The organism is Saccharopolyspora hattusasensis, assembly GCF_050972075.1.
Taxonomy (GTDB): Bacteria; Actinomycetota; Actinomycetes; order Mycobacteriales; family Pseudonocardiaceae; genus Saccharopolyspora; species Saccharopolyspora hattusasensis.
The window spans coordinates 2,557,137-2,583,590 of the sequence record NZ_JBPCDC010000001.1 but is presented as its reverse complement, the minus strand read 5'-3'; the positions used below and the strand labels follow the sequence as shown (position 1 = coordinate 2,583,590).

At 66.0% G+C, this 26,454-nt stretch carries 22 protein-coding genes; 12 read left to right on the top strand and 10 right to left on the bottom strand.

Annotation, left to right across the window (positions count from 1 at the left end; translation table 11 throughout):
• Nucleotides 1-9 precede the first annotated feature (9 nt).
• Nucleotides 10-573, bottom strand: coding sequence for a GNAT family N-acetyltransferase (locus ACRXBZ_RS11385; RefSeq protein WP_433879094.1), 564 nt, complete (start codon nt 571-573; stop codon nt 10-12).
• Between the two features lie 231 nt (nt 574-804).
• On the opposite strand from ACRXBZ_RS11385, the gene ACRXBZ_RS11380 reads away from it, so the two are divergent.
• Nucleotides 805-2,022, top strand: a complete 1,218-nt coding sequence (locus ACRXBZ_RS11380; RefSeq protein ID WP_433883851.1) for a winged helix-turn-helix domain-containing protein — start codon at nt 805-807, stop codon at nt 2,020-2,022.
• Nucleotides 2,023-2,093: 71 nt separating this feature from the next.
• On the top strand, nt 2,094-2,699 hold the full coding sequence (locus ACRXBZ_RS11375; protein ID WP_433879093.1) for an NADPH-dependent F420 reductase: 606 nt from the start codon (nt 2,094-2,096) through the stop codon (nt 2,697-2,699).
• Nucleotides 2,700-2,787: 88 nt separating this feature from the next.
• Here the strand turns inward: ACRXBZ_RS11375 and ACRXBZ_RS11370 are convergent, their stop codons facing one another.
• Both ACRXBZ_RS11370 and ACRXBZ_RS11365 read right to left on the bottom strand, forming a co-directional pair.
• Nucleotides 2,788-3,771: a DUF4097 family beta strand repeat-containing protein gene (locus ACRXBZ_RS11370; protein ID WP_433879092.1), complete on the bottom strand. Its 984-nt coding sequence runs from the start codon at nt 3,769-3,771 to the stop codon at nt 2,788-2,790.
• Between the two features lie 14 nt (nt 3,772-3,785).
• Complete coding sequence (locus ACRXBZ_RS11365) at nt 3,786-4,349, bottom strand: toxin-antitoxin system HicB family antitoxin (RefSeq protein ID WP_433879091.1); 564 nt, start codon at nt 4,347-4,349, stop codon at nt 3,786-3,788.
• A 164-nt stretch (nt 4,350-4,513) separates the two neighbouring features.
• Here ACRXBZ_RS11365 and thyX point away from each other — a divergent pair, with 164 nt between their 5' ends.
• The 7 genes from thyX (at nt 4,514) to ACRXBZ_RS11330 (ending at nt 15,769) form a co-directional block, all read left to right on the top strand.
• Nucleotides 4,514-5,266: an FAD-dependent thymidylate synthase gene (gene thyX, locus ACRXBZ_RS11360; protein WP_433879090.1), complete on the top strand. Its 753-nt coding sequence runs from the start codon at nt 4,514-4,516 to the stop codon at nt 5,264-5,266.
• 253 nt (nt 5,267-5,519) lie between these two features.
• Complete coding sequence (locus tag ACRXBZ_RS11355; protein ID WP_433879089.1) at nt 5,520-6,965, top strand: serine/threonine-protein kinase; 1,446 nt, start codon at nt 5,520-5,522, stop codon at nt 6,963-6,965.
• A 55-nt stretch (nt 6,966-7,020) separates the two neighbouring features.
• Nucleotides 7,021-7,647 carry a TIGR03085 family metal-binding protein gene (locus tag ACRXBZ_RS11350; protein ID WP_433879088.1) on the top strand — a complete coding sequence of 209 codons (627 nt, stop codon included), beginning with the start codon at nt 7,021-7,023 and terminating at the stop codon, nt 7,645-7,647.
• A 158-nt stretch (nt 7,648-7,805) separates the two neighbouring features.
• Nucleotides 7,806-8,738 carry a 4-hydroxy-tetrahydrodipicolinate synthase gene (gene dapA, locus ACRXBZ_RS11345; protein WP_433879087.1) on the top strand — a complete coding sequence of 311 codons (933 nt, stop codon included), beginning with the start codon at nt 7,806-7,808 and terminating at the stop codon, nt 8,736-8,738.
• Between the two features lie 7 nt (nt 8,739-8,745).
• A complete protein-coding gene (locus tag ACRXBZ_RS11340) occupies nt 8,746-10,470 on the top strand; it encodes a ribonuclease J (protein WP_433879086.1) in 1,725 nt (574 codons plus the stop codon).
• 212 nt (nt 10,471-10,682) lie between these two features.
• Entirely contained in the window at nt 10,683-14,261 is a 3,579-nt protein-coding gene (locus ACRXBZ_RS11335) for a type I restriction endonuclease subunit R (RefSeq protein WP_433879085.1), read from the top strand.
• Nucleotides 14,258-15,769, top strand: a complete 1,512-nt coding sequence (locus ACRXBZ_RS11330) for a restriction endonuclease subunit S (protein WP_433879084.1) — start codon at nt 14,258-14,260, stop codon at nt 15,767-15,769. The genes ACRXBZ_RS11335 and ACRXBZ_RS11330 overlap by 4 nt, the downstream gene beginning before the upstream one ends.
• A gap of 57 nt (nt 15,770-15,826) precedes the next feature.
• Here ACRXBZ_RS11330 and ACRXBZ_RS11325 read toward each other — a convergent pair whose 3' ends face one another.
• Both ACRXBZ_RS11325 and ACRXBZ_RS11320 read right to left on the bottom strand, forming a co-directional pair.
• Complete coding sequence (locus tag ACRXBZ_RS11325; RefSeq protein WP_433879083.1) at nt 15,827-16,030, bottom strand: DUF397 domain-containing protein; 204 nt, start codon at nt 16,028-16,030, stop codon at nt 15,827-15,829.
• Nucleotides 16,031-16,045: 15 nt separating this feature from the next.
• Nucleotides 16,046-16,906 (bottom strand): helix-turn-helix domain-containing protein, encoded by an 861-nt coding sequence (locus ACRXBZ_RS11320; protein WP_433879082.1) that lies wholly within the window; start codon nt 16,904-16,906, stop codon nt 16,046-16,048.
• A gap of 251 nt (nt 16,907-17,157) precedes the next feature.
• Between ACRXBZ_RS11320 and ACRXBZ_RS11315 the strand changes: the two genes are divergently transcribed.
• Nucleotides 17,158-17,472, top strand: a complete 315-nt coding sequence (locus ACRXBZ_RS11315; protein WP_433879081.1) for a hypothetical protein — start codon at nt 17,158-17,160, stop codon at nt 17,470-17,472.
• A gap of 159 nt (nt 17,473-17,631) precedes the next feature.
• Here the strand turns inward: ACRXBZ_RS11315 and ACRXBZ_RS11310 are convergent, their stop codons facing one another.
• From ACRXBZ_RS11310 to ACRXBZ_RS11295, 4 genes are read right to left on the bottom strand one after another with little or no spacing between them, the layout of a single operon-like run.
• Nucleotides 17,632-18,462, bottom strand: coding sequence for an ESX secretion-associated protein EspG (locus ACRXBZ_RS11310; protein ID WP_433879080.1), 831 nt, complete (start codon nt 18,460-18,462; stop codon nt 17,632-17,634).
• Nucleotides 18,459-19,721 carry a hypothetical protein gene (locus tag ACRXBZ_RS11305; RefSeq protein ID WP_433879079.1) on the bottom strand — a complete coding sequence of 421 codons (1,263 nt, stop codon included), beginning with the start codon at nt 19,719-19,721 and terminating at the stop codon, nt 18,459-18,461. The genes ACRXBZ_RS11310 and ACRXBZ_RS11305 overlap by 4 nt, the downstream gene beginning before the upstream one ends.
• 20 nt (nt 19,722-19,741) lie before the next feature.
• Nucleotides 19,742-20,329, bottom strand: coding sequence for a DUF3558 domain-containing protein (locus ACRXBZ_RS11300; RefSeq protein WP_433879078.1), 588 nt, complete (start codon nt 20,327-20,329; stop codon nt 19,742-19,744).
• A gap of 7 nt (nt 20,330-20,336) precedes the next feature.
• Nucleotides 20,337-20,663 (bottom strand): hypothetical protein, encoded by a 327-nt coding sequence (locus ACRXBZ_RS11295; protein WP_433879077.1) that lies wholly within the window; start codon nt 20,661-20,663, stop codon nt 20,337-20,339.
• Nucleotides 20,664-20,911: 248 nt separating this feature from the next.
• Here ACRXBZ_RS11295 and ACRXBZ_RS11290 point away from each other — a divergent pair, with 248 nt between their 5' ends.
• Together ACRXBZ_RS11290 and ACRXBZ_RS11285 are read left to right on the top strand one after the other, a co-directional pair.
• Nucleotides 20,912-22,480: a class I SAM-dependent DNA methyltransferase gene (locus ACRXBZ_RS11290; protein WP_433879076.1), complete on the top strand. Its 1,569-nt coding sequence runs from the start codon at nt 20,912-20,914 to the stop codon at nt 22,478-22,480.
• Between the two features lie 48 nt (nt 22,481-22,528).
• Nucleotides 22,529-24,628: an AIPR family protein gene (locus ACRXBZ_RS11285; RefSeq protein ID WP_433879075.1), complete on the top strand. Its 2,100-nt coding sequence runs from the start codon at nt 22,529-22,531 to the stop codon at nt 24,626-24,628.
• Nucleotides 24,629-24,682: 54 nt separating this feature from the next.
• Here the strand turns inward: ACRXBZ_RS11285 and ACRXBZ_RS11280 are convergent, their stop codons facing one another.
• Nucleotides 24,683-26,239, bottom strand: a complete 1,557-nt coding sequence (locus ACRXBZ_RS11280) for an alpha/beta hydrolase (RefSeq protein WP_433883850.1) — start codon at nt 26,237-26,239, stop codon at nt 24,683-24,685.
• Nucleotides 26,240-26,454: the final 215 nt, after the last annotated feature.

The window sequence follows — 26,454 nt, the reverse complement described above, 5'->3', positions numbered from 1 at the left end:
CGCCCGAGTTCATCGATCCTCGAACTGCATTTCAATCGGGCCCGACAACCGCAACTCCCGCAACGGCCGTCCCCCGGCGTCCAACGTGCGTACCGTACCGTCCGGTGCCCAGCCCGCGCTGCGGAAGAACGCCATTGACGCGGTGTCGGCCTCCGGCACCCACGTGATGCCCCGCGTGGCACCGCCCTCGGCGAGCCGCTTCGCCATCGCGCCGAGCAGCCGCCCGGCGTGACCGCGTCGCCCCCAGCGCGGTTCCACCAGTAGCGCGCTGACCAGCGCGACCGTGGCCGCATCGGGCGGCGGAGTGCCGTTGGCCGCAGCCGCCTCGGCTTCCGGGGCGGGACCGGCCGCGCAGAACCCCACGATCCACGGGCCCTCCGTCGCGACCAGCACCGAGGCGGGCCCGCCAGTCAGGGTCTGGTGCCACTCCTGCTCGGTCGCCGCGCCTTCGAGCCCGTCCAGCACCTCCGCCGGCAACAACTCGCTGAAGGCGGTGCGCCACGTCGTCAGCTGGATGCGAGCGATCTCCGCGGCATCGGAAGGCACCGCTTCCCGCACGTCGGCATCGGCCATGGCGACAACCTAACGTGTCCGGCCGATCGCCCAACCGGCCGGTGGGACCCGTTCAGGAAGCCGCCCGCCTTCCGCAGGAGTTGCCGAGGCACGCCTCCGTGCCGGATCTGGGTGGGGCGAACGGGCTGTTCGATTCGATAGGGCGAGCGAATGGGCCGTTCGCTCCAACTACCGGGGCGTCGTTGCTCGGTGGATATCCGGCTGTCGGGGATTGCTGGCACTATCTGCCGGATGCAGACCATGAGCCGCGACACCGCACGCCGACTCGCCGTCGCAGCCCAGGGCTTCGCCGACCCACCGCCGCGCGGCGAGGTGACACGCCGATACCTGCAGCGCGCTCTGGCCCGCACCAAACTGCTGCAGCTCGACTCGGTCAACGTGGCAGTCCGAGCCCACTACATGCCGCTGTTCAGCCGACTCGGCGGCTACGCACCGGAGCTCCTCGACGCGGCGGCCTGGTCACACCGGGCGCGGCAACCGCGGCTGCTGGTCGAGTACTGGGCGCACGAAGCCTCGCTCATCCCGATCGAGGACTGGCCGCTGCTGCGGTGGCGGATGCGGGACTACGGCGGTGCCTGGCGGCAGCGGGGCCGCGAACTGCTGGAACGCTCGCCGCAGCTGGTCGACGACGTGCTGATCGCGGTCAAGGAACTCGGGCCGATCGGCGCGGGCAGCCTGGAACGCGAACTCGGCGGCGGTGAACGCCAGGGGCGCGGCCCCTGGTGGAACCGCACCGATACGAAACGGGCCTGTGAGCTGCTGTTCGCGATGGGCGAGCTGACCACCGGCACCCGGCGCGGCTTCGAACGGCTCTACGACCTACCCGAACGCGTGCTGCCCGCGCACGTGCTCGCGCACGAGCCGGAGGACGACGAAGCTATCCGCGCACTGGTGGAGCGTTCCGCGCACGCGCTCGGCGTCGCCACCGAACCGGATCTGCGGGACTACTACCGGCTCTCGCCCGCGCAGTCCCAGCAGGCCGTGGCCGAGCTCGTCGAGGACGGCGTGCTGGAGCCGGTCGCGGTGCACGGCTGGCGGCAGCCCGCGTACCGCTACGCGGCGGCCCGCATCCCCAGGAAGATCACCGGCCGAGCGCTGCTCTGCCCGTTCGACCCGCTGATCTGGGAACGTTCCCGCGCCGAACGGCTTTTCGAGTTCCGCTACCGCATCGAGATCTACGTGCCCGAACCCAAACGGCAGTACGGCTACTACGTCTTCCCGTTCCTCCTAAACGGCGAACTGGTGGCCCGCGTCGACCTGAAGGCAGACCGGGCCACAGGCGTGCTCCGGGTACCCGGCGCGTTCCTCGAACCCGGCCGCGATGCGGGCGAGGTGGTGCCGGAACTGTCCGCCGCGCTGCGCGACATGGCGTCGTGGCTGGGCCTCGACGACGTTGTCATCGGCGGCAGGGGAGACCTGGCCAAGCCCCTCCGCGCGGCCAGCCGCTGACCGCGACCACGCGCGCGGCAGATCGGTGACCGTGCGGGCGGCGGCCTCGTGAGCGGTGCGTTCGGTACATAGTGGACGCGATCCGGTCACCAAGTGTTGGTGAGCTGAGCGGTCGCGACCAGGCGAAGACGCGTGCGCTCGCGGAGCGGCTCGGGTCGTCGGCGCAGAGAGGAATCTTTGCGGAAGCCGTCGAGTTCGGCGATGTCGTCCTCGTCGCCGTGCTGCACTCGGCGGTCGCCGACGTCCTGTCCACCGCCGGAGCCGAGGACGAGGCCTTGCGCCGCAAGGTGTTGACCGACTGCACGAATGCGGTCGTTTCCGATCGCTTCGTCCTTGATCTCCCCGCTGGCACGTCGATGCCCGAACAGCTCGCAGCCCAGGCAGTCGGGGCCCACGTCGTCAAGGCCTTCAATACCTGCCACGAGTCCGTTTGGCGTTTGGCCTCACCGGCTTTCGACGGCCGACCGCTGATCGTTCCGCTGTGCGGGGACGACCCCGACGCGGTCGCAACCGTCCGGTCGTTGGTAACCGACATCGGCTGCGAACCTGCCGAGGGCGGTCGGCTTGAACGTGCGGCACTGCTGGAAGCCACCACCGCGTTCCTGATCGGCCTGTGGTTCGGCGGCGTCGACACGCAAGCGATGTTGCCTCCACACAAGTACGCCACCGGGGCCTGATCGGCCTCGATGCTCGGCCTCGCGGTGTCGCTGGGTCGGCTGGCTCCCGGCCGATCCAGCGACACCACTTCGGAGCAGACGCCCGGCCTCATGTAGCGGTTGTCAATACGGCATCACCCGTTCCTGTGCGGCCGAAGATCTGCAACCTCGGCTCCTTCTCGGGAGGTTCTTCGGACACCGCCAGGTCGCTGCTCGCGGTGCCGGTGGACGAGGTGAGGTCGACCTCCGCCGCGGTTCCGCGGTGAATCGACACCTGCAGCTCGCCGGAACCGGTGATCAGCTCGACCTGCCCGGCAGTTGCGTCCGCGACCGTCAGATCGCCGCTGCCCGAACGCACCATCACGTCGCCGGACACGGTTCCCAGCCAAACGTCGCCGCTGCCGGTGGCGACGGACGACGCCGCCTCGATCGCGCTGATCTCGACGTCGCCGCTGCCGCTGCGCGCGTGCACGCCGCCGGCCATTGTGCCGAGTCGTAGCTGGCCGGAACCGGTCCGGACCGTGGCCCGATCCGTGGCCCGCTCGACCCACACGGTGCCGGAACCGGCCTGGATACTGACCCGCCCGGCGGCGCCGGTCACGTGCACCTCGCCGGAGCTGGAATGCACACCCACCTCGGAGTCCAGCGGGGCGCGCACCTTGACCGCCAGCGGGATGCTGCGCAGCGGCGCGTTGGCCGGAGTTCGGACGGCGAGCCGGTTGCCGGTGAGGTCGATCCGCGTCCGCCGCACGGCCTCGGAGACCGGCTCCTGCGGCCCGCGACCGCGCTCGGCGTCGCCGCCGGTGCGGATTCCCGCCTCGCCGAACTGCTCGGTGACCCAGCTCAGCAGCCCGGTCAGGCCGCTGCGCCAGTCCGGCCCACTGGCGCCGGGATCATGCCGGACCTCGACGTGGGTGGTCGCGGTTTCGGCCAACTCGACCACGACAGGCCCCAGGCTGTTGCCGATGTCGATGCGGATCGGCCCGCCGGTGTCGAAGTCCTGGCTGCGCACCAGTTCGGCCAACCGCTCCTCGGCGCCCGGCCGGTCCTCGGGCCCTGCTGGGCCGTTGCCCGTTGTCTCGTCGTTCGCCATCGCGATACCTCCTCTCAGCCTTCCACCCAGCCGCGCACTCGTGAGCCGGGTTCGCCGCGCCACCGCCCGCGCGGGCCGCCGCCGGGCGGTCCCCATGGTCGGCCGCGCCCGTGCCCGGGGTGGTCCCACGGGCCGCGCGGACGCCCGGTGTGCAGCGCGCCCTGGACCGCCTGGGCGACCCAGGTGTTCAGCGACACGCCCTGGCTCGATGCGGCCTGTTCGGCCTGCGTCTTTATCTCTTCCAGCAGGCGCAGCGTGATGCGGCTTATATCGCCGCTCTCGCCGCTCGGCGGGGGTGGCGGTGGCTCCGCTTCGTCGTCCACCGTGGGTGGCGTGGTGCCGCCGCTGACCACCACCCTGACGTCGCGGCCGTCGAGGCGGATGTCGACGACCTGGCCGTCCAGCTGGGTAGTCACCTCCGCTGCCAGGTCGGACAGTGCGTTCATGATCGCCAGCCGCGCGGCCGGCTCGATCGCGCCGGACAGCGCCGCCGCGGTCTGCCGGGTCTGCTCGTTGCCAGCGGAGGCCGCGGAGGTCAGGTCCTCGCGAAGCTGTTCGATGTAAGGGCTCAGATCCATGACACCACTATGACGGCATGAATGGCGTCATGCAATGACCCGATGGTGTCAACTGGCGTCATGGGATCTTGTCAGGTCCGCCGGTTACGCTCGATGCACACATTGGGGAGTCGTTCGCGGCAGTCGCCGACCGCCGTGCAGAGCAGGAAAGGGGCCCGCCCGTCGTGACCGAGATCGTGCGGCCGAAAGTGCAGCTGATCGGCAAGACCGAGTTCTTCCCGCCGGAGGACGTGGACTGGTCGACCGACGCCGACGGCGGGCAGGCGCTGGCCGAGTTCGCCGGTCGCGCGTGCTACCAGTCGTGGCGCAAGCCCAACCCGGCCACCGCCACCAACGCCGGCTACCTGCGGCACATCCTCGAGGTCGGACACCTGTCCGTGCTGGAGCACGGCTCCGTGTCCTTCTACCTGTCCGGGATGTCCCGCTCGCTGACCCACGAGCTGATCCGGCACCGGCACTTCTCCTACTCGCAGCTGTCCCAGCGGTACGTGCCGGAGCGCAACGCCGCGATGGTCGAGCCGGACGTCATCGCCCAGGACCCGGAGCTGCACGAGAAGTTCGTGGCGGCCGCCGAGGCCAGCGTCGCCGCCTACACCGATCTGCTCGCCGCGCTGGAGGAGAAGTTCGCCGACGAGCCGAAGGCGACGCTGCGCCGGAAGCAGGCGCGGCAGGCGGCCCGCGCGGTGCTGCCCAACGCCACCGAGACCCGGATCGTGGTGACCGGCAACTACCGGGCGTGGCGGCACTTCGTCGCGATGCGCGCGTCCGAGCAGGCCGACGTCGAGATTCGCGCCCTCGCCATCGAGTGCCTCCGCCAACTGCAGAAGGCCGTGCCGAACGTGTTCAGCGACTTCGAGATCGCCACATTGAAGGACGGCACCGAAGTCGCCTCCAGCCCGTACGTCACCGAGGGCTGAAGCTGCGCGCACGCGGGCTTCCGCCGAACCCGGTCAAGGGTTCCGGAAGCCCGCGTTCTGTTGTCCGGGGCCGCGGCAGATCCGCGGGTGGCACCGCCACGCGGCCGGCTCGCACGGCTTTTCCGCTGCCGGGAACCGATCGTTCGGCAGCACAGTCCAAGGGCCGGTCGGAATCGTCTGATTGGATGATCGGCGACGTAGGGACGTGTGCGCTGCGTGGTCGCGCGCGGGGACTTCGGTGGAGGACGGCGCAGTGGTGGAGCAGGTCGGACCGCGGCAGCAGGCTCGGGTGATCGGTGGTCGCTACCAGGTCGTCCAAGAGCTCGGGCGCGGTGGCATGGGGATCGTGTGGCGGGCCTGGGACCAGGTTATCGGCCGAGAGGTGGCGATCAAGGAGCTGCACCTGCCCGACGGCGTGCCGCTGGCCGAACGGGAGGTCTTCGAGGCGCGCGTGCTCCGCGAGGCGCGCACCGCGGGGCGGCTGAACGACCCCGCGGTGGTCACGGTGCACGACGTGCTGGCCGAGTCCGGCACTACCTACATCGTGATGGAGCTCGTGCAGGCGGTCACGCTCAGCGACTACATCGTCCGGTGGGGTCCGCTGCGCCCCGAGCAGGCCGCGGACTTGGCGCGCAAGGTGCTGTCCGCGTTGGAGGCCGCGCACGCGGCGGGAATCGTGCACCGCGACGTCAAGCCCAGCAACATCATGGTGGCCGACGGGCGGGTCAAGCTGACCGACTTCGGGATCGCTCAAACCCTGGACGATCCGCGGCTGACCACCAGCGGCGCGATCGTCGGCTCGCCGTCGTTCATGGCGCCGGAGCGCATCAAGGGCGCCGACGCGTCCCCGGCCAGCGACCTGTGGTCGCTCGGCGCGACGCTGTTCTTCGCGGTCGAGGGCTGGGTGCCGTTCGAACGGCAGACGACAGCAGCCACGCTGCACGCGGTGCTCAACGAGATGCCTCAGCTGTCGCGCCCGCACGGCGTGATCGGTTCGGTGATCACCGGACTGCTGATCGGCGACCCGCGGGCGCGGTTCACCGGGCCGCAGGTCCGGGCGCTGCTGGACAGCGCGCCCGCCAACGGTGCGCCGGAGCCGACCACCCACCCGGTCGGGCCGCCCACCCGGGTCGCCCAGGGGGCGTCGCAGCAGAAGCGGTCCAAGCGTCCGTGGCTCATCGTTGCGGCCGTCGTCGCTGTCGTGCTGTTCGTCGCCGGCGTCCTGATCGGACGGTTCGCGCTGGTCGGTGGCGGTACGCCGGCCGCTATGGATTCGACCCTGGTGTTCGGCAAGGGCGGCGACGTCGACGAATTCGACCCGGACGGCAAGGACTGCGGCATCGGGAAGATCACCCCGGGCAAGCCGGTCAACAACACGACGTCCTGCTCCGACCCGCACGACTTCGAGTTCTACGCGTCGGGAGCGGCGTTCAGCTCCTCCAGCTACGACACGGCCTATCCCGGGGAGGCCGCGCTGACCGTATACGGCGAGGGCTACTGCTCGATGTACTTCGCGTCGGACAAGGTCGTCACGCCGGGCAAGCAGACCACGTTGCGCTACATCACGCTCGTCCCCTCGGCGCAGTCCTGGAACGCGCACCGGCAGGCTGAAGGCGACCGCAAGGTGGGTTCGCAGCATATCTACTGCGCCCTTTACAGCGCGTCCGGCGACAAGCTGCAGGCGTCCGCGACGAAATGATCGGTTGCGTCACCGCGCCGATCGGCGGTGGCTAGAGTCTGGCTAGAGTGGTCGCATGGGTGTGGCCAGCGATGAACGCCAGCAGTTGTGCGACCTGTTCGAGCAGCTCGGCCCCGACGCGCCGACGCTGTGCGAAGGGTGGACCACCAAGGACCTCGCGGTGCACCTCGTGGTGCGCGAGCGGCGTCCGGACGCGGTGGCAGGCAAGTTCGTGAAAGCGCTCGTCAATCGCAGCGAGCGGATCCAGAACGAACTGCGCGCGCTGTCCTGGCCGGAGCTGGTCGACCAGATCCGGCAGGGCCCGCCGAGGTGGAACCCGCTCAGCTTCGGCGGAGTGGACGAGGCGGTGAACGCCGCCGAGTACTACGTGCACCACGAGGACGTCCGCCGTGCGCAGCCGGGCTGGCAGCCGCGCCCGTCCGACCCGGTGCGCGAGGAAGGGCTCTGGAAGTCGCTGACCCGGGTGGCGAAGATGTTCTACGGGCGCAGCCCGGTGGGCGTGGTGCTGCGACGCCCGGACGGCACCGAGATCGCGGCCAAGCGCGGTCCGCGCACGGTGCGGTTCAGCGGCGAGCCCAGCGAGCTGATCCTGCACGCCTTCAGCCGCCGTGCGGCGAAGGTCACCGTCGAGGGCAACGAGGCCGACGTGCTCGCGGTCGAGGACTTGCGCCGTTCGTTCTAGGGATCTCTTAAGGGCGCGCCGGAAACTCGCTCGCGTGATGCTCGCACGGCAGGAAGAAACACGGCGTTCCGGGGGCTTCGGACGCCGGGTTTCCGGGATCTGGTTCGAGGTCCGTCCGGTGGCTCTGAACGGGGAACTCACCAGGTAGCGTCAGGGCCATGACCGTCTGTCCCACCGCCATTCCGGGCCGCCCGTTCGGCCGCGTCCTGACCGCCATGGTCACGCCGTTCGACGAAGACGGAAAGCTTGACCTGAAGCTGGCGCAGGAGCTCGCCACGTATTTGGTCGACAGCGTCGGCAATGATGGGTTGGTCGTCAACGGCACCACCGGTGAGAGTCCCACGACCAGCGACCACGAGAAGGAGCAGCTGCTGCACGCCGTGGTCGAGGCGGTGGGTGACCGCGCGACCGTGGTGGCCGGCGCGGGCACCAACAACACCGAGCACTCGGTCGAACTGGCCCAGGCCGCGGAGCGGGCCGGTGCGCACGGCCTGCTGGTCGTGACGCCGTACTACTCGCGTCCGCCGCAGGAGGGGCTGTTCCAGCACTTCTGGACGGTCGCCGACGCCACCGAGCTGCCGGTGATGCTCTACGACATCCCGCCGCGCTCCGTCGTGCCGATCCAGGTCGACACCCTGAAGCGGCTGGCCGAGCACCCGCGGATCAAGGCGGTCAAGGACTCCAAGCACGACCTATTCGCCGGCAGCGAGGTGCTGGCCAGCACGGACCTCGCGTACTACTCGGGCGAGGACCCGCTGAACCTGCCCTGGTTGTCGGTCGGCGCGGTCGGGTTCGTCAGCGTGATCGGCCACGTGGTGGGGGACCGGCTGCGCAAGATGCTGGACGCCTACGAGGCGGGCGACGTAGCGGGCGCCAAGGACGTCCACAATGGACTCCTGCCGGTGTACCGGTCGATGAACTTCGTAGGCGGCGTCATCTTCTCCAAGACGGCGCTGCGGCTCTGCGGCTACGAGACCGGCCAGCCGCGGCTGCCGCTGCCGGCCGCCACCGAGGAGCAGGTGCGGTTGATCACCACCGACCTGTGGGATGCTGGCCTGGTACTGGTCAATCCGGACGCCGCACAGAGGTGAACCAGCGTTGAGCGCAAAGGCGACAGCCACCGAGTACCACCCGGTGACGCCGACATCGTCGGCCCCACCCCCACCGTTGGCCGACGGTGGGCTGCGCGTCGTGGCGCTCGGCGGCATCGGCGAGGTCGGCCGGAACATGACTGTGTTCGAGCACGAGGGCCGGTTGCTGATCGTCGACTGCGGCGTGCTGTTCCCCGAGGACGACGCCCCCGGCGTGGACCTGATCCTGCCGGACTTCGCCGCGATCGAGAACCGGCTCGACGACATCGACGCGCTGGTGCTCACGCACGGGCACGAGGACCACATCGGGGCGGTGCCGTTCCTGCTGCGGCTGCGGCCGGACCTGCCGGTGGTGGGGTCGAAGTTCACCCTCGCCCTGCTCGCCGCGAAGTGCCGCGAGCACCGGCTCAACCCGGTGCTGGTCGAGGTTTCCGAGGGTCAGCGCAGCCAGCACGGCGGCTTCGAGCTGGAGTTCTTCGCGGTCAACCACTCCATCCCGGACGCGCTGGCGGTCGCCATCCGGACCCCGGCCGGGGTCGTGCTGCACACAGGTGACATCAAGCTCGACCAGCTGCCGCTGGACAACCGGCTGACCGACCTCGCCGGGTTCTCCCGGCTCGGCGACGAGGGCGTGGACCTGTTCCTGGTCGACTCCACGAACGCCGAGGTGCCCGGGTTCGTCACGCCCGAACGCGAGATCGGCCCGGTGCTGGACCGGGTGATCGGCAAGGCGACCCAGCGGGTGATCGTGGCCTGCTTCGCCAGCCACGTGCACCGCGTGCAGCAGGTGCTGGACGTGGCCGAGATGCACGGCCGCAAGGTGTGCTTCGTTGGCCGGTCGATGGTGCGCAACATGGGCATCGCGACCGACTTGGGCATGCTGCGCGTGCCCGACGGGTTGCTGGTCGACCTCGACGAGGCGCTGTCGATGCCGGAGCACATGGTCGCGTTCGTCTCGACCGGTTCGCAGGGCGAGCCGCTGTCGGCGCTGTCGCGGATGGCGCGCGGCGAGCACAAGCAGATCCGGATCCGAGCCGGAGACACCGTCGTGCTGGCGAGTTCGCTGATCCCCGGCAACGAGACCGCGGTTTTCAGCGTGGTCAACGGCCTGGTCCGGTTGGGTGCCAACGTGGTGCACCAGGGCCACGCGAAGGTGCACGTGTCCGGTCACGCCTCGGCCGGTGAGCTGCTGTACCTCTACAACGCGGTACGGCCGAGCAACGTGATGCCGGTGCACGGCGAGTGGCGGCACCTGCGAGCGAACGCCGAGCTGGCGCGGCTGACCGGGGTCCCGGCGGATCGCGTGGTGATCGCCGAGGACGGGGTCGTGGTGGATCTGCTGGACGGGATCGCCTCGGTCGCCGGTCGGGTCGAGGTGGGGCACGTCTACGTGGACGGCCTGTCGGTCGGCGACGTGGGCGAGTCCACGCTGTCGGACCGGCTGGTGCTGGGCGAGGGCGGGTTCATCGCGATCACGGTCGCCGTCGAGGCGTCGACCGGCCGGGCGGTGTCCTCCCCGACGATCTCCGGGCGCGGGTTCTCCGACGACCCGAAGGCGCTGGACGGCGTGGTGCCGCTGGTGGAGATGGAGCTGGCCCGCACCGAGGCGGAGGGCATCACCGACACTCACCGGATCGCCCAGGCGGTGCGCCGGGTGGTGGGGCGCTGGGTGGCGGAGAAGTACCGGCGGCGGCCGATGATCGTGCCGAACGTCCACCCGATCGGATCCTGATCGCCGCATGCGCGGGCGACGGCGGTGCGCTGGACCACTGACGCGAAGACTGTCAACAGCGAAGAAGGGCTGACCTCCTCGGGAGGTCGGCCCTTCTTCTTTGGTTCGCCCGATATGGGGTGTGTGGCGACGATGCACTAAATGCTTGTACGCTCGGTGATCGATTTGCTACGTTGTCCTGTTCTCGTTCACTGGACTGGGGAAGGTACGCGATGGCCAGGGCGGATCGCCGCGTTGAAGTCGCCGAGTTGGTCACGAAGTCGAAGAACTTCGGACGGTTGAGCAAGATCGATCCGCTGCTGGGGTTCTTGGGGGCCAGCGCCGAGTACCACTTGTTCACCGAGCCGTCGGTGACGATGTTCCGGGTGCGGCAGTTCGCCGAGCTGATCAGCAAGTGGGCGTGCCGGGAGGCCGGGATCCAGCTTCCCAAGAAGGCCATGCTGGGAAATGTGATCGCGGAGCTCAACAAGCACGGGGCGTTGGACAAAGCCAAGATCGATGTGCTGAACCGGTTGAAGGAGTTGGGCAACCAGGCGGTGCATGAGTACTACGCCGAGCGTGCCTGCGCGCTGAAAGCTGTTTCGTTGTGCTTCGAGTTGGCTGGTTGGCGGTACCGGACGGAGACCGAAGACCGCACGCCGCTGACGTTCACGCCGCCGCCGTTTCCGGCTGACCGCCCGAAGCCGGAGTCCGCGCAGGAGCGGGCCAGGATGGCCGAGCTGGACGCCAGGATCAGCGAGTATCAGCGGCTTCTGGTGGATCTGAAAGTCGAGTTGGGCCACGCGCAGGACTCGCTGTTTGACGCCAATTCGGCGCGCAGGCAGGTTGAGGCGGAGCTGGCGCAGTTCCGCCTCGAGGAGGAGCGCTGGCGGCAGCACGAGGCCGAACTCGACGGGTTGGTCAAGCAGCTGGAGGCTGAGCGGGAAGCCGCTGCGTTCAAGAGGGTTTCCGCCCGGGAGCGCGAGGACTTCCTGCGACGGTCGCGGCGCGCGTGCCAGCCGCCGTTGACCGAGGCGCAGGTGCGGGAGCGGCTGGACGAGACGCTGCGTTCTGCTGGGTGGGCGTTGCAGGACCGCAACGAACAGGACGTGACCGCCAAGGTGGGCGTGGCGGTCCGGGAACTGCACACGAGCGCCGGTTACGCCGACTATCTGCTTTACGTGGACAGGAAACTGGTCGGTGTCATCGAGGCCAAGCGGGAGGGCGAGGATCTGTCGAAGGCGCAGGCTCAGGCCGCGAAGTACGCCGCCGGTCTGACCAAGGATCAGCAGATCAGGGCGTGGCGGCGGGGCGTGTTGCCGTTCCAGTACGTCACGGACGGGAATGTTGTCCGGTTTCTCAACCAGCTGGACCCGAAGCCGCGCAGCAGGCGTGTTTTCGCGGTGCACCAGCCGGACACTATTCAGGCGTGGATGCGGCGCGCTGACGAGGATGCGGCGAATCCGACGCTGCGGTCGGCGTTGCAACGGTTGCCCGAGGTTTTCCTGGATGGATCCCGGCTGCGTGATGCGCAGGTCGAGGCCATCCAGGGCTTGGAGAGGTCGTGGGCGCGCAACGATCCGCGTGCGTTGATCCAGATGGCCACTGGCGCGGGCAAGACTTACACGGCGGCCAGCTTCGCGTATCGCTTCCTCGAACACGCCAAGGGCAAGCGGGTTCTGTTCCTGGTTGACCGGACGACGTTGGGCGATCAGGCGGAGGCGGAGTTCAAGAACTTCACCACGCCCGACACCGGGCGCAAGTTCCGCGAGCAGTACAACGTGGACTGGCTGAGCGGGTCTACGGTGCTGGATTCCAGCAGCGTGGTGGTTTCGACGATCCAGCGGATGTGGTTGAAGCTGACCGGTCAGCAGGTGCCCGAGGGATCGTCGGGGGACGACAGCAAGCTGGACGAGAAGTTGGAGGGTCCAGCCGAGGTCGGCTACAACCCCGGCATCCCGCCGGAAACGTTCGATCTGATTGTGGTCGACGAGTGCCACCGGTCGATCTATGGCCGCTGGCGCGCGGTGCTGGAGTACTTCGACGCTTATCTCGTCGGGCTCACCGCCACCGCGGTGCCGGAGACCTTCGGGTTCTTCGAGCAGAACCTGGTCAGCGACTACTCCTTTGACCGGTCCGTGATCGACGAGGTCAACGTCCCGTTCGAGGTGTACAAGATCAGCAGCAAGATCGGCGAGCAGGGGGCGACGATCAAGGCCGGGACGGTGGTTCCGGTGCGGGATGCCAAGACTCGCCGCGAGCGGATGGAGGACCTGGACGAAGACTACGTCTACACCGGCAAGCAGGAGGGCAAGAAGGTCATCTCAAAGGATCGCCTGCGCACGGTCATCCAGGAGTTCCGCGCCAAGCTTTTCACGCACATTTTCCCGCCTGCTGTCTGCGGCGAACGTTCCGTCGTTCCCAAGACGCTGATCTTCGCTCGTTCCGACGAGCATGCGGAGGAGATCGTTCGGACGGTGCGGCAGGTGTTCGGGAAGGGCGACAAGCTCTGCCAGAAGATCACCTATTTGGCGCACAAGCCGAAGGACCGGTTGCAGGAGTTCCGCAATTCGCGGTTTCCGCGGATCGCGGTCACCGTGGACATGATTTCGACCGGGACCGATGTGCGGTCGTTGGAGTGCGTGTTCTTCCTGCGGGAGCCAGGGACGTGGTCGTTGTTCGAGCAGATGAAGGGGCGGGGCGCGCGGACGGTCGATCGGGCGGAGCTGCGGCGGGTGACTCCGGACGCGCGAGCCAAGACGCATTTCGTGGTCGTCGATGCGGTCGGGGTCACCGATGCGCCGAGGCCGGAGACGCAGCGCTTGGAGCGGTTCACCGAGCGGCAGATCAGCCTGCAGAAGCTGTTGCAGAAGACCGGATCGCTGAGTCTGGACACCGATGAGGTGGCCACGCTGGCCGCACGGCTGTCGAAGCTGAACAGGGATCTGAACGCGGACGAGAAGCAGGAGTTGGCGGAGCTGGGCGGCCAGTCGCTGCAGGACATCGCGCGTGGGCTGCAGGCTGCGGTCGACCCGGACCGGCGCGAGGAGGTGCGGGAGCAGGCGATCAATGCCGCCGGCGGCGATGAGGTGGCAGGGGAGAAGGCGGTGCGGGAGCTGGAGGAGAACGCGATCCGGCCGCTCACGGAGAACCCGGAGCTGCGCGAGCGGATCCTCCAGGCGCGGCGCGCGCACGACATGGTGATCGACGAGGTGAGCGTCGACGAGATTACGGTCAGCCGGGGCCTCACCGCGGAGGAACGCGCGCAGCAGACGGTCGATTCGTTCCGTGACTACCTGAACACGCACTCGGGCGAGATCGCGGCGTTCGAGATCGCGTTCCGTGAGCGGCGCAGTCCGCGCGAGGTGTTCGCAAAGCTGAAGGAACTGGCCAAGCAGCTGGAGAAGCCGCCGCGGAGCTGGACGGCAGAGCGGCTGCTGGACGCTTACGACAGGCTGGGCAAGGCGGCCGCGCGCAACGGTTCTGCCGCTGGTGTCGCGGATTTCATCGGTATTCTGCGTCACGAGCTGGGGCTGGACGAGCAGGTGCGGCCGTATCGCAGCATCGTGGAGGAGCGGTTCGCGGCCTGGCTGCTGCGCCAGGAACAGGCCGGGCGCACGTTCAACGCGGACCAGCGGTGGTGGCTGGACCAGGTGGTGGCCAGCATCGCCAGCAACGTCACCTTCGAACCGAAGGACCTCAACCACGTACCATTCAACAAGCGAGGCGGAAGCCTTGGTTTCGCCAAAGCCTTCGGCGGTGACCAGGCGAAAGCCATCCTCGAAGACCTGAACCAGGAGCTGAGCGCGTGACCGACCTACCCACCGGCTGGGCCTGGACAACGATCGGCGATGTGACTGAGATCCAGGGTGGCATCCAGAAACAACAGAAGCGTCGCCCGGTCAGCAATATCTATCCGTTTCTGCGAGTAGCGAACGTTCTTCGTGGGCAGCTTGACCTTGGTGAAGTTCATGAGGTCGAGCTGTTTGACGGCGAGCTGGAGAAATACTGCTTGCGCGACGGGGACCTTCTAGTCGTCGAGGGCAATGGTAGTCCGGGGCACATCGGACGTGCGGCAAGATGGCGTGGCGAAATCCCAAACGCGGTGCACCAGAACCATCTGATCAGGCTTCGTCCCATCGCTGAACTCCTCGACGAACGCTACCTTGAACTAGTCTGGAATTCTCCGCAAGTGGCCAGTCAGCTTCGTGTGTTGGCGGGTTCTACCAGTGGGCTGATGACCCTCAGCGTGTCCAAGCTGAAAAAGGCGGAAATTCCCTTGCCGCCGCTGGCGGAGCAGCGCCGCATCGTTGCCGCACTCGAAGACCACTTGTCCCGCGTGGATGTGGGGACTGGGCTCGTTAGTAGTCTTCTTGATCGGATCGATTCTTTCCGGGATCGTGTTCTTGCAGCGGCTGCGAGCGGTGCCTTGATTGAACAAGATATGTCCAAGGTTGCCGCGATCCCAGAATACGCAGGTGTTGTTGACGGTGACCTTCCGGATGTCCCCGCCTCCTGGGAATGGCAGCGGCTTGGCGAGATCGCCGATGTTGTCGGCGGGGTGACGAAGGATTCCAAGAAGCAGTCTGACCCGTCTATGCCAGAGGTTCCCTACCTTCGTGTCGCAAACGTGCAGCGCGGGCGGCTTGATCTTGACGACGTTGCGCTTATTCGCGTTGCGTCAGAGAAGCTAGAGAAGCTTCGGCTCATTCCAGGAGACGTACTGCTAAATGAGGGGGGCGACCGCGACAAGCTTGGTAGGGGCTGGATCTGGGAAGGACAGGTTGATTCTTGCATTCACCAGAACCATGTGTTCCGGGCTCGTATCAAGGACAGTGTGCTGCATCCAAAGCTGCTCGCGTGGCACGCAAACGGGCTTGGGAAGCGCTGGTTCTTCGACAACGGAAAACAGAGCGTAAACCTTGCTTCGATCAGCTTGTCCAAGGTGAAGCTACTACCAGTACCGGTGCCTCCGCTGGAGGTCCAAGAGTCCCTGGTGCAAGCTGCTGAGCAGTACCTCTCGATGTTCGACGAGACAGAGCAGCTGCTTCAGCAAGGCTTGCGTAGAGCCGAGCACCTACGACAGGCTGTGTTGCGGGAGGCTTTTGGTGGGCGGTTAGTGGCTCAGGATCCTGCTGATGAGCCTGCTTCCGCTTTGTTGGAGCGGTTTTGGGCTGAGCGGGAGAGTGCGCCGAAGGCGAAGCGGGGGCGGAAGGCAAAGGCCGTGGCGGCCGGGCCGGTTCGGGAGATCGACCGGGATCGGCCGTTGCCGGGGCCGGTTGGGAACGGGACTCAGGGGGCGTTGGAGCTGGGGCTGTGAGGTCGTGAGTGCGAAAGCGGGCTCTAACCCGATTACGCACTCACGACCCTTGGGGCCTCAGCCGTGGTGTCCTGCCTTGATGTGGGTCAGGAACCCTGACCAGGCGGCGCTGCCGAAGACGAGCATGCCGCCGTCCCTGTCCTTGGTGTCACGCACGCCAACGACGCCAGGAACCATTGCCACCTCGACACAAACGTTCTGTGTTGCGCTGTAGCTGCTCTTGAACCACGTCGCGTCTGCCGGGATACGTAGTTCGATCATGGTGCGACCTCGCGTTCACTCCGAGTACTGCTTGCGCACCGATCGTATGAGATCCAGCGACTCCTTCGGGGAGAGTGCGGCAGCCTGAAGTTGGTTCCACAGCCTGGTGTAAGCCGAAACGGCGCTCTTGTCGTCCAGGTAGCGGGCGTCGTCTAGACATTCGATGTATACGAACTCCAGGTCGGCTGCGATTCCGTCGGATGGGATGCGCAGCATCGTGAAGTCGAAGGAGATACCACCACCGGGTGTCTCTGCGTCGAACGGCAGGACCTGGAGGTTGAAGTTCTGCTGCAGCGCCATCTCTGACAAGTGGTCAAGCTGTTCGCGCATGACCCAGACCGTGCCGACCTGCCGGCGCAAGCACGACTCGGAGAGGATGAACGACGCCGTCACGGGCTTGGCGCGAGTGAGAATCGCTTGTCGCTCCTGGCGCGCCGCGACGTTGGCGTCGATGTCCTCGCTTTCGCCGCGTACGGATGCGGTGTCCATAGCGCGGATGTATCCCTCCGTCTGAAGGATGCCCGGGATGATCTCGCCCTGAACCTGCCGCATGTCGTTGGCGTCGGTCTCAAGGTCGACGTACATCCGGAACCAATCGGGAAACACGGAGCGGTAGTTGCCCCAGCGTCCCCGGCTGCTGCGGGTTCGTGCCAGCTCGAACATCCACTGCATCTCGCCCGGATCGACGTCGTAGAACTCCAGCAGTAGCTTCAGATCGCCCTTGCTGACTCCGCCCTGGCCGAGCTCCAGGCGACTGATTTTGCCGATGCCGCAGTCCAAAGCCTCGGCGGCTTCGGCCTGCTCACGGCCTGTCTTCAGGCGTAGGTGGCGCAGTTCGTTGCCGAGTTGAAGCCGTCGCACGGTGGGAGTTGTCATCGATCGCCTCCGGTTCGGGGTCTGTTGCCGTTAAGTGTTCCGCATCCCGCGTCCACAAGAACATCACCCGATTCGGCAATTCCATAACCTGCGATCGCATGTTTAAGTTGAGATCACGATCAACTGGGAGATCGGAGCATGGAATTGGATTCACATTTCACGCCACAGTCGGCCGTGTTGTTGCTACTCATGGCGTTGGTGGCGGTTTTGCCGTGGGTGTTGGTCGCGCGGGAGCTTGCGGCGGTGCGGGCTTGGCTGACCCGCTGTCGAACTCGGCGCACCACTCGCGAGATCCGGCGGATGATGGCGACTTCCGGAGGCCAGAAGTGACCGAGCAGGTGCAACGCCATTACTGGCTTCCGACGCCGGATCCGGATGCGCGCGCGTTCGTCCGGCACGCGTTCCGCGGGCGTCGCTGGGAAAGCCAGTCTTCCGACACGACAGTGTGCGGCAAGCAGGTGGCGATGGCCAAGCCGAACGAAATGGACTGGTGCACCGCGCCGACCTGCTTGGAATGCAACGGAATTCTCGTCGGCGAGCAGCGCGGTAGTCCTGGCGAATCCTGATGACCAGGTTCGATGCCGCTGACGCCCCCGACCCGGCATCGAACCACCCGACCGGTCGGCGCACACTTCCCCCTCCCGGTGCGCCGACCGGTCACCCCTATGGTCTCGTGAGCGCTTTAAGGTGCTACGGCACCCAAAAACACTCACGGGCCCATCGCATCAGATGCGGGCTGCGGACCCGGTGAGTACCTTGATCATCTCGTCGATCGTGGCGACCAGCTTGCGCCCGTCGGCGGGGGCGAGCGTGTACCACTCGCGCCCGTCGCGGCCAGGCTTCCGCTGGGCCAGGTAGCAGCCCGCTTCGGTGGTGAAGAACTGCAGGTTGAACGGCAGTGTGCGAGTCCGGCGGACTTTCTGGTCGTAGGCGCGGACGGTGAACAGGCTGTCCATGGTCCGCTTCGCGGTGAAGGCCTGGGCGAGCGTTTTGGCGTCGTTGCCGCGGATTCCGTTGGAATTCAAGGCCGAGGTCAGGCTCGTCTCGCCAGCCCCCATCCGCTTGCCGACCCGATCCAGCTGTTCGCAGGGCACTGACACCGAGATGCCTTCGGCGGGGGCGACTCGGCCCAGCAGGTTGACCGCATTGCCCGCCGGGCCGCCGTGTTCATGGCGCTTGATGCGGATGTCCCGCAGGTCGTCCTGTGAGTCACCATCGGCCTGATACGCCTGAACGGTGCTGCGGCCGTGTTCGACGAGCACCGCGTTGAAGCTTTCGCCGTCCCGGGAATTGACCGCGACTGCGACCGCCAGTGGCGGTCGGGCCAGCAGATGGATCGCATCTTCTAGGAACGGGTGCAGGTCGTCGTCATCGAAAAGGCCCTGTTGGGCCAGTTGCCGCCGCCCGAGCTCAGCCGCTTCGCGGCGGTCCTGTCCGGTGGCTTCCGTTGGCAACCAGCCCACCCGCAGCAGCGGATGCAGTTGCAGATCGAAACGAGTGCACAGGTAGTTCGCCGCAGCGGGAGGCAGGCTGATCTCACGCCCCGCCACGGTCACCGTCCCTCGTCGGACCAGTCACCGAAAACCGGCGGTGCGGTCCGCTCCATGTCGTTGGTGAAGACGTCGTCGTCCTCCAGCAACCAACTCGGGCGCTCGTGCTCCTGGTCTTCCTCGCCCTGCGGCTTCCCGCGGCCAGCGCCACCGGCACCGCCCGTCGCGCCCGCACCGCCGCGCGCCCCAGCACCCGCAGCAGCGGAGCCACCGGCACCCGTGCCCGAGCCGAGACCACCGACGCCCGCGCGCCCACCGGCACCGAGCTGGCCACCGGACCCCGAGCCGAGCCCGCTTGTGCCGCCGCGCATCCCGGCCCCACCGGGGCCGCCGCCCGGCGACGAAGCCCAACGACCGTTGTACGGGTTCTGCCGCTCCCACGCGCCGGTCTGCGGATTCTGCCGGAACAGCGTGCCGTCCGGGCCGCGAACCACGCCGGGCGGCAGGGTGGAGGGCTGACCGGGCAGCGGCGTCGTCCACGACGGAGCGGTGCTCGCCGGCGGTGTGGACGGCGGGGACGACGGCGGAACGTAGGAAGGGGCGTGCGGCGCCGACGTCGCCCACGACGACGAGGTGCCGGAGGCAGTGGCCGAAGTGGACAGTCCGCTGGTGTGGCTGCTGGGGGTGCTGTGGTTCGACGAGTACCCGCTCGGGATCTGTGTAGACGACTGCTGGTCCTGCCGCGGGGGAGGCGGCGGCTGGTCGGCGGGCTGGAACTCCGGCATCCGCGCGAGGACGCCTTCGGTTTGGGCGCTGTAGCGCTCCATGGCGGTGTTGGCCTGCTGGTTGGTGTCGACGTAGGCCTGCTGGCGGTCCTCGTAGTCGCTCATCCACCCGGTGATGGGGTTGGAATCGAGGCCCCAGTCCTCAACCCACCCCTTCTGCGGCGGATCAAGAACTGCCTCCTGCCCACTCGCCAACTTGTCTCCCTGCCGGGGGAGTGACTGGAACGCCTCCCGCTGGTAGGTGGCCTGCTCCTCCAGCGCGGCCTTCACACCACGAGACGTGTTGGCAGCAGCTTCGGCGAAGGGCTTGATCTCGGCGATCGAAGCCTTCGCCGCATCGGCGGCCCGGCCGTGGTGCGCGGCCTCGGCCGCGCGCAGCGCGTCCTCGATGTCGGTGACCATCTGGTCGAAGGACTTGGCGACGTTCTCCCAGGTCTTGATGCCTTCATCGCTTGGCGTCGGAAGGTTGGCAGCGTCCGGAGCCCCGCCCATCTGTTTGCGGTACTCCTTGGCGCTACTCGCATAGCACATGTCAAGCATTTTCTCTCCCCAGGTACTTGTTATCTCGCAGCGGGCAAGGTTGGAACTGATGCTTCCAGCGCTTTCTGTGCGATGCCACAAGCATCGGCTTTACTGGAGTCACGGGCGAATGCATAAAGCAGGCTGCTGTCCGTTGTCGCCAAATAGATCGAGCACCAGCCATCCTTCGCCGGGTCGCCCTTGTTCGCGCGCACGGCCGGGTGTCCGGAGATGGTCAATTCCTGGAAGTCGACGAACTTCGACTTGTTGTCGTAGTAGTCCTGGATCGACCGATCCTTGATCGGCGCCAGGGAAACGGTGTTGTTCCTGTCCGCGGTTCCCCAGCTGCATGTCTCGGGGGAGTCCGGCGACGGGCTCTTCAAAACCTTGCCTTGCCCCTCGTATCCGAGCGAAACTGCCTTGTCGGCGGGCAGCAAGCTGCAAAGGTCTACGGCAGACGGATCTCTGGGGTCGCTGACCTTCGGTCCAGTAGCCGTTTCCTGCGGTGGATTCCTGGGGGGCTCGCCGCCGCTCGAATCTGGGCCGGAGCATGCTGCCAACCCGCCGACCACGAGCGCGCTGGCGGCGATCACGGTACTGCGTTTGAGCCCAATCAACTTCGTCTTCATGCCTTGATCATGCCTCTCGCTGGACTCGGCTCACGTCCGCCGCCGAAGCAACATCGTTCCGCCGGTACTCCTCCAGCGTCGCCTTGTAAGCCTCGATCTTCTCGCCCAGCTTGTCGTAGAGCTCACTCGAAGCCATGCGCAGGGACCCTTGGTCACCCGTTGCACGCTCCTGGATCGCCTGACGGGCTTTGTTTGTGTAGCCGTCGTTCGCCGTCAGCTCGCCAGGCGTCACCGTTTCAGCGCTGATGAGCAATGCCTGGGCTTGGTCCCGGATGTCTTCGAGCTTCTTGATGGCGCTCTCCAGCGCGTTGGGATCAACGCCGTACCCTGCCATGTCTACGGTCCCCTCCTCGTGACACCCCATTGGTTGTTGATCAATTCTGTGTGATCACCGCGCGTGACTACGGCAGATTGAATCGGTCAGCACTATGGCAGCGATCACTTTGCTGAGATGCCCGAATCGTTCCGGCCTTCACCTAAAAGTCGCAGTGTGTATCTGGCAGCGTTGCGGCCCGTCGTCTCCGGCTTGGCCGGTAGAGTGCGCGGGTTGGGCGAGTCGACATGGGGTCTGTGAGGAGAACGGTGAGCGCTGCTGGGAGTCAGGCCGAGACGCGTCGGCTGGTCGACAAGCTGTGGAGTTACTGCAACGTTCTCCGGGACGAGGGCGTGTCCACCATCGACTATGTCGAGCAGCTGACCTTCCTGCTCTACCTAAAGATCGCCGACGAGAAGAAGAACGACCCGATCGTCCAGGAGTATCTGCTCCCGAGGGGCTGGACGAATAGAGGCTGGACCGAACTGGAAGACCAAACCGGCTCCGAGCTCAAGCGTCGGTACGAGCAGCTGCTTACCGACCTTGGCGAACAGCCTGCGAACACAGCGCACAACCTGATCTTCGGTAAGGCGCAGAACAAGATCCAGAACGCGGCGAACCTGTCCCGGCTGGTCAACGACCTGATTGGGCGCGAGATCTGGTCGGTGCACGGCACCGATGTCAACGGCGACGCCTACGAGCAGCTGCTGTCCCGTGGCGCTGCCGACACCAAGTCAGGCGCAGGCCAGTACTTCACCCCGCGCCCCCTGATCGATGCCATGGTGCGGTGCTCGCAGCCCGCTCCAGAAGACACGATCACCGACCCCGCCTGCGGCACCGGTGGGTTCCTGCTCGCCGCCCACGCCTACATCGTGGACAACTACGTGCGTCCCAACGGCCTCGATCGAGACCGGGAGAAGCTCGGCCGGATCGCCAAGAACATCTGGGGCACGGAACTGGTCCACGGGACCGCGCGCTTGGCTGCGATGAACCTGCTGCTGCACGGCATCGGTTCGTGGGATGACCAACCGGCGATTCAGATCGAAGACGCGCTCGCCAAGGGCGGGCGCAAGGCGAGCCTGGTGCTGGCCAACCCGCCGTTCGGCAAGAAGTCTTCGATCACTGTCGTCAACGAGGACGGCAAAGCCACCCGCGAAGACGTCGCGTACAAACGTGACGATTTCTGGGTCACCACGACCAACAAACAACTCAACTTCGTCCAGCACATTGCCAGGCAGCTCGACATCCCCGGCCGGGCCGCGGTTGTCGTACCGGACAACGTGCTTTTTGAAGGTGGTGCGGGCGAAACCGTTCGCCGGAACCTGCTGCGCGATTACGACGTGCACACCCTGCTGCGGTTGCCCACCGGGATTTTCTACGCGGGTGGTGTCAAAGCCAATGTGCTGTTTTTCGACGCCAAGCCTCCCGCCGGTGTCGATCAGGCGTTGACCAGCAAGCTCGCCGTCTACGACTTCCGTACCAATCAGCACTTCACCCTCAAGACCAAGGCGCTGCGTGCCGAGCACCTCGACGACTTCGTCGAGTGGTACCTGTCGGCGGAAAGGCCCGAAGACCGCAAGCTCAACGACCGCGTGCAGCTCTTCGACTATGCGAAGCTGATCGCGCGGGACAAGGTCAACCTCGATCTGATCGGCTGGGTCAAGGACGAATCGGCCGACGACGCGGATTCGCTGCTGCCACCCGAGGTCATCGCGGCGGAGATCGTCGAGGACCTGCAAGCTGCACTCTCCGAATTCGCCGCCGTCGCCGAAGCTCTGGGCGGCGGAACTCCGGAAGACACTGAATTGGGTGCTGGAACATCCGAGGGATCGGTATAGCGTGGGGAACTGGAGTTTCGTCGAGCAGCCCGGAGGAATAACATGGGGGTGACCCCGATCCCCGTTCAACGGATTCGACGGTTCCTCGAAAGCGAATTTACTACGCACATCGATGTCGAAGATCTGCGGAAGCGACCAGAGCATGAACGAGAGCAAAAACTATATTCCCGTTGTTTGGCTGCATTAGCGGTCCGCGAGCTCACTGGATGTGACAGTGGTCAAGCGGCGATGGCGGTTATTGACGATTTTGCGGACAAGGGTATAGATGCCATCGGAGTCGATGAGGACACGAGTCGCCTTTGGTTGATCCAGGCAAAATGGAGCGACAAAGGACGCGCAGGCGTCAGCGAAGAGGCGGCACATAAGCTTCTTTACGGGTTAGAGCTGATACTAAACAATGAGCTCAGTGCGTTCAACGATCGATTTCAAGACTTTGCTGACCGAGTGCGCAATGTTGTCAATAGCTACGATATGAAGATCGATCTCGTTTTCGCGGTAACGGGCAGCAATGACTTTTCGGTCTCGGTTCGTGATATTTTGAACCGGCGATGCCTTGAACTGAATTCCGGGCAACCGATTGTCAGCTACACGAAGTTGGGTATAGAGGAGCTGCATGAGATAGTGCGGCAGGGTGTGCAGGCCCGGAAGGTCAATGTTGACGTCTTGCTTGAACAAGCGGCACTTCTTGACGATCCACACAAAGCATATTACGGCACCGTGCCCGCACATATCATCGCAGAATGGTATGATCAGCATAAGGATGCTTTGTTCGACAAGAACATTCGCCACTCGCTGGGTGTGACGAAGGTTAACAGAGATATCGCGGCGACGTTGAAAAAATCGCCGCAGGAATTCTGGTATTTCAACAATGGTATAACGGTCCTGTGTGATGCCCTTTCGCGCAGCGGACTTTATGCGGGTAGGACCAACGGCCCCGTCACCCTGCGTGCCGAGGGAGCCAGTGTGGTGAACGGCGCCCAGACGGTCACAGGAATCCACGCCGCTATACAAGAAAGCCCAGATGTAGTGACGGAGGCCCGGGTTCTCGTTCGGCTGATCTCGCTGGAGAACTGCCCGCCCGGCTTCGCCGCAGAGATTACTCGGGCAACGAATACGCAGAATGTGGTCGTCGAGCAAGATTTTATCGCACTGGATCAAGTGCAAGAGCGACTAGCGCTGGATTTCGCCCTCGACCTGCAGAAAAACTACGTCGTGAAGCGCGGAGCTCCTGAGCCGGCGGCAGACGACGGGTGCGGCGTTGGCGAAGCTGCGGAAGCATTGGCTTGCGCGGACGATGATGCACGTATGGTGTTTCGGGCGAAGCGTGACCGCGAATTGCTTTGGGAAGAACAAACTTATTCGTCGATCTTCCCGGGCAATGTGTCAGCTCGCCGGGTGTGGAACTGCGTGCGAGTCTTGCGTTCGATCAAGGATGAGCTGGCCCGTAAGAAGAACCAGTGGGAAGGGCGGGCGCAGCTGGTTTCCAGTCACGGGGATCTGGTTATCGCCCACCTGGTGTTTCAGAAACTCGGGTCGGCCGTTCTCGAAGATGCCGGTGGCGCCGTTTGGGCGCAGGCGCTGGCGAGTATTCCCGGCCTGGTGGAAGATTTCCTGAAGTTGCTTGTTCATCTGGTGGACCGAATGCGAAGCAAGGTGCCAGCAGTTAGTGCGATCTTCAGTGATCTGAACCTTTGCAGGTCCCTCGTTGAGCAGGCGAAGGAAACCATGAATATGGGAGGGCAGATACCGGTGCTACCGGATGAATATCTGCCGAGATCGCGTAGGAAGGGGAGGCGATCGCCAAACGCCGTAGTGGCGATAATCGACTCTAGGTATCTGGCGGACGGAACGCCGCTGGAATTCAAACCCGTGACAGGTCCGGAGCAACGCCATCTCGCCGGCTGGCTGGCTGAAGACCCACGGCGTGGAAAAGCGACTTGGGTGAATCACAGATCGAAGCCCATCCTATGGGCAGCCGACGAAACGCAGTACTCACCCAGCGGGCTTGTGATGCATATGCTGAGCAATGTTGCCGGAAACTCCATAAAGGCGGTTCAAGGCACGACGCGATGGGTGGTTCCAGCGGAAGGATCACTGCGGGAGATCGCGGATCGGATCCGAAGTACCCAGTCGGAAGCGCCGGATTGATTGAGTGGCTAGCCTCCCGGGGAAGGCTAGCCACTTGTGTTTGTGCTTCGGTGATCAGTGCCAGTTGGACATCAGGGCTTCCTGCAGGACCGCGGGTTGTTGCGGGCGGACGTTCAGCGCGCCCACACCCTCAGGGGTTGGCCGGGGGAGCGGTTCGCACTTGGTGTCCGGGCCTTCGCCGGGCTGCCGCGCCGGCAGCTTGCCGGTGGCCAGGTAGTCGGCGATCTGGTCGTCCAGGCAGGCGTTTCCGCCGAGCGAACCCGAGTGCGTGGTGCCGCCGGTCAGGCTGATCAGGCTGGCGTTGGGGAAGCGCTTGCGTGCTTCCAGCGCGCCGGGGAACGGCGTTGCGGCGTCCAGTTCCTCGCTGATCAGCAGCGCGCCGGCCACCTTGCTGCCGTCGACGTTGACCGGCTTGCCCGGCTTCGCGGGCCAGTTCCGGCACGGCGCGTTGTACCAGGCGTTCGCCCACGCCTCGAACGGCGCCTTCTCGTGGACGGCCCAGTTGTCCTTGCGCCACTGCTCCCAGCTCGCCGGCCACTTGACGTCCGTGCACTGGACCGCGAGGTAGACGGCGAAACCGTTGTCGTCGCCCGGTGTGTTGGCGTCGTCGTAGATCGCCTTGAGCGTCTGCCAGTCGCCGCCCCGCACCCAACCCGAGAACGCCTTGGCGCGGCGGTCCCAAGCGGACTGCGAATAGCCCGCCGCCAGGAACACGTCGGTCCACTCGTCGGAGCCGATCACGCCGCCCGCCGGCTGCTGGTCGAGCTTGGCGAGCTGCTCGTAGTACAGCTTCTCCACCTCAGCGCCGGTGGTGCCCAGGTGGTACGTGCCGTCGTACTTTGCGATCCAGTCGAAGAAGATCTTGATGTTGCGGTCGAAGGCCACGTCCTGGTTCAGGTTCGCGTCGTACCAGACGTCGCCTGCGTTCACCACACCGTCCATCACGACCCGGCGCATCCGTTCGGGGTGCAGGGTGCCGTAGACCTGGCCCAGGTAGGTGCCGTACGAGAAGCCGTAGTAGTTGATCTGCTCGGCGCCCAGCGCCTTGCGGATGCTGTCCATGTCCCCGACGACGTCCGTCGTCTTGATGTGGTCGAGGATCTTGCCGTTGTTCCCGCACGCCCGCGCGTAGCCCTCGGTCCGGTCCAGCCAGGCCTTCTCCAGCTCCGGCGTGGTCGGCACGTAGTGCGGGCGGTCGTAGGAGAAGTAGTTCGGGTCGCACGAAATCGCGGGCTCGCTGGCGCCCACTCCGCGCGGGTCGAAGCCGATCCAGTCGTAGGCCGCGCCGGCGTTCTTGGGCACGTAGGCGCCGAGCACCGACAGGGACAGGCCGGATCCGCCCGGGCCGCCCGGGTTGACCAGCATCACGCCCTGGTACTGGTCGTCGGGCACGGTGTGCTTGATCCGCGAAATCGCGAGCGAGACCTGCTCACCCGCTGGGTCGGCGTAGTCCAGCGGGACTTTCACCATCCCGCATTCCGCCCCGGCCTTCTGCAGGCCCTCTCCCTTGCACTGGCCCCATTGAACCGGTGTGGGCTCGAAAACCGGTGCGGGCGCGGCGGTTGCGGCTCCGGCGGCCGGCGGCAGGCCGGCCAGCAGACCGACGGCCATCGCAGCAGTGACGACTTTCCTCACGATTGTCCCGTCTGTCCTGTTGGGCCCACCTTCCAGTGGCGAGCAATGTGGACAGTAAACGGGATGATCGCTGTTCCAGCGGCTCAGTTGGCGAGAATTGCTCTGCCCGGGCGACTTTCGTTCAGCGGATGCGGTCCCCGGCTGGGATCACCTGGCTGGTTGCGGGCTCACTCTGCGCGATCGGCGTCAGG

Bases quoted from the DNA above. Each gene is read 5' to 3' on its own strand.
- ACRXBZ_RS11320 (WP_433879082.1), bottom strand. From the start codon at position 16,906: ATGACAACTCCCACCGTGCGACGGCTTCAACTCGGCAACGAACTGCGC.
- ACRXBZ_RS11370 (WP_433879092.1), bottom strand. From the start codon at position 3,771: ATGGCGAACGACGAGACAACGGGCAACGGCCCAGCAGGGCCCGAGGAC.
- ACRXBZ_RS11280 (WP_433883850.1), bottom strand. From the start codon at position 26,239: ATGGCCGTCGGTCTGCTGGCCGGCCTGCCGCCGGCCGCCGGAGCCGCA.
- ACRXBZ_RS11335 (WP_433879085.1), top strand. From the start codon at position 10,683: ATGGCCAGGGCGGATCGCCGCGTTGAAGTCGCCGAGTTGGTCACGAAG.
- ACRXBZ_RS11385 (WP_433879094.1), bottom strand. From the start codon at position 573: ATGGCCGATGCCGACGTGCGGGAAGCGGTGCCTTCCGATGCCGCGGAG.
- ACRXBZ_RS11300 (WP_433879078.1), bottom strand. From the start codon at position 20,329: ATGAAGACGAAGTTGATTGGGCTCAAACGCAGTACCGTGATCGCCGCC.
- ACRXBZ_RS11305 (WP_433879079.1), bottom strand. From the start codon at position 19,721: ATGCTTGACATGTGCTATGCGAGTAGCGCCAAGGAGTACCGCAAACAG.
- dapA (WP_433879087.1), top strand. From the start codon at position 7,806: ATGACCGTCTGTCCCACCGCCATTCCGGGCCGCCCGTTCGGCCGCGTC.
- ACRXBZ_RS11380 (WP_433883851.1), top strand. From the start codon at position 805: ATGCAGACCATGAGCCGCGACACCGCACGCCGACTCGCCGTCGCAGCC.
- ACRXBZ_RS11350 (WP_433879088.1), top strand. From the start codon at position 7,021: ATGGGTGTGGCCAGCGATGAACGCCAGCAGTTGTGCGACCTGTTCGAG.
- ACRXBZ_RS11295 (WP_433879077.1), bottom strand. From the start codon at position 20,663: ATGGCAGGGTACGGCGTTGATCCCAACGCGCTGGAGAGCGCCATCAAG.
- ACRXBZ_RS11365 (WP_433879091.1), bottom strand. From the start codon at position 4,349: ATGGATCTGAGCCCTTACATCGAACAGCTTCGCGAGGACCTGACCTCC.
- ACRXBZ_RS11325 (WP_433879083.1), bottom strand. From the start codon at position 16,030: ATGATCGAACTACGTATCCCGGCAGACGCGACGTGGTTCAAGAGCAGC.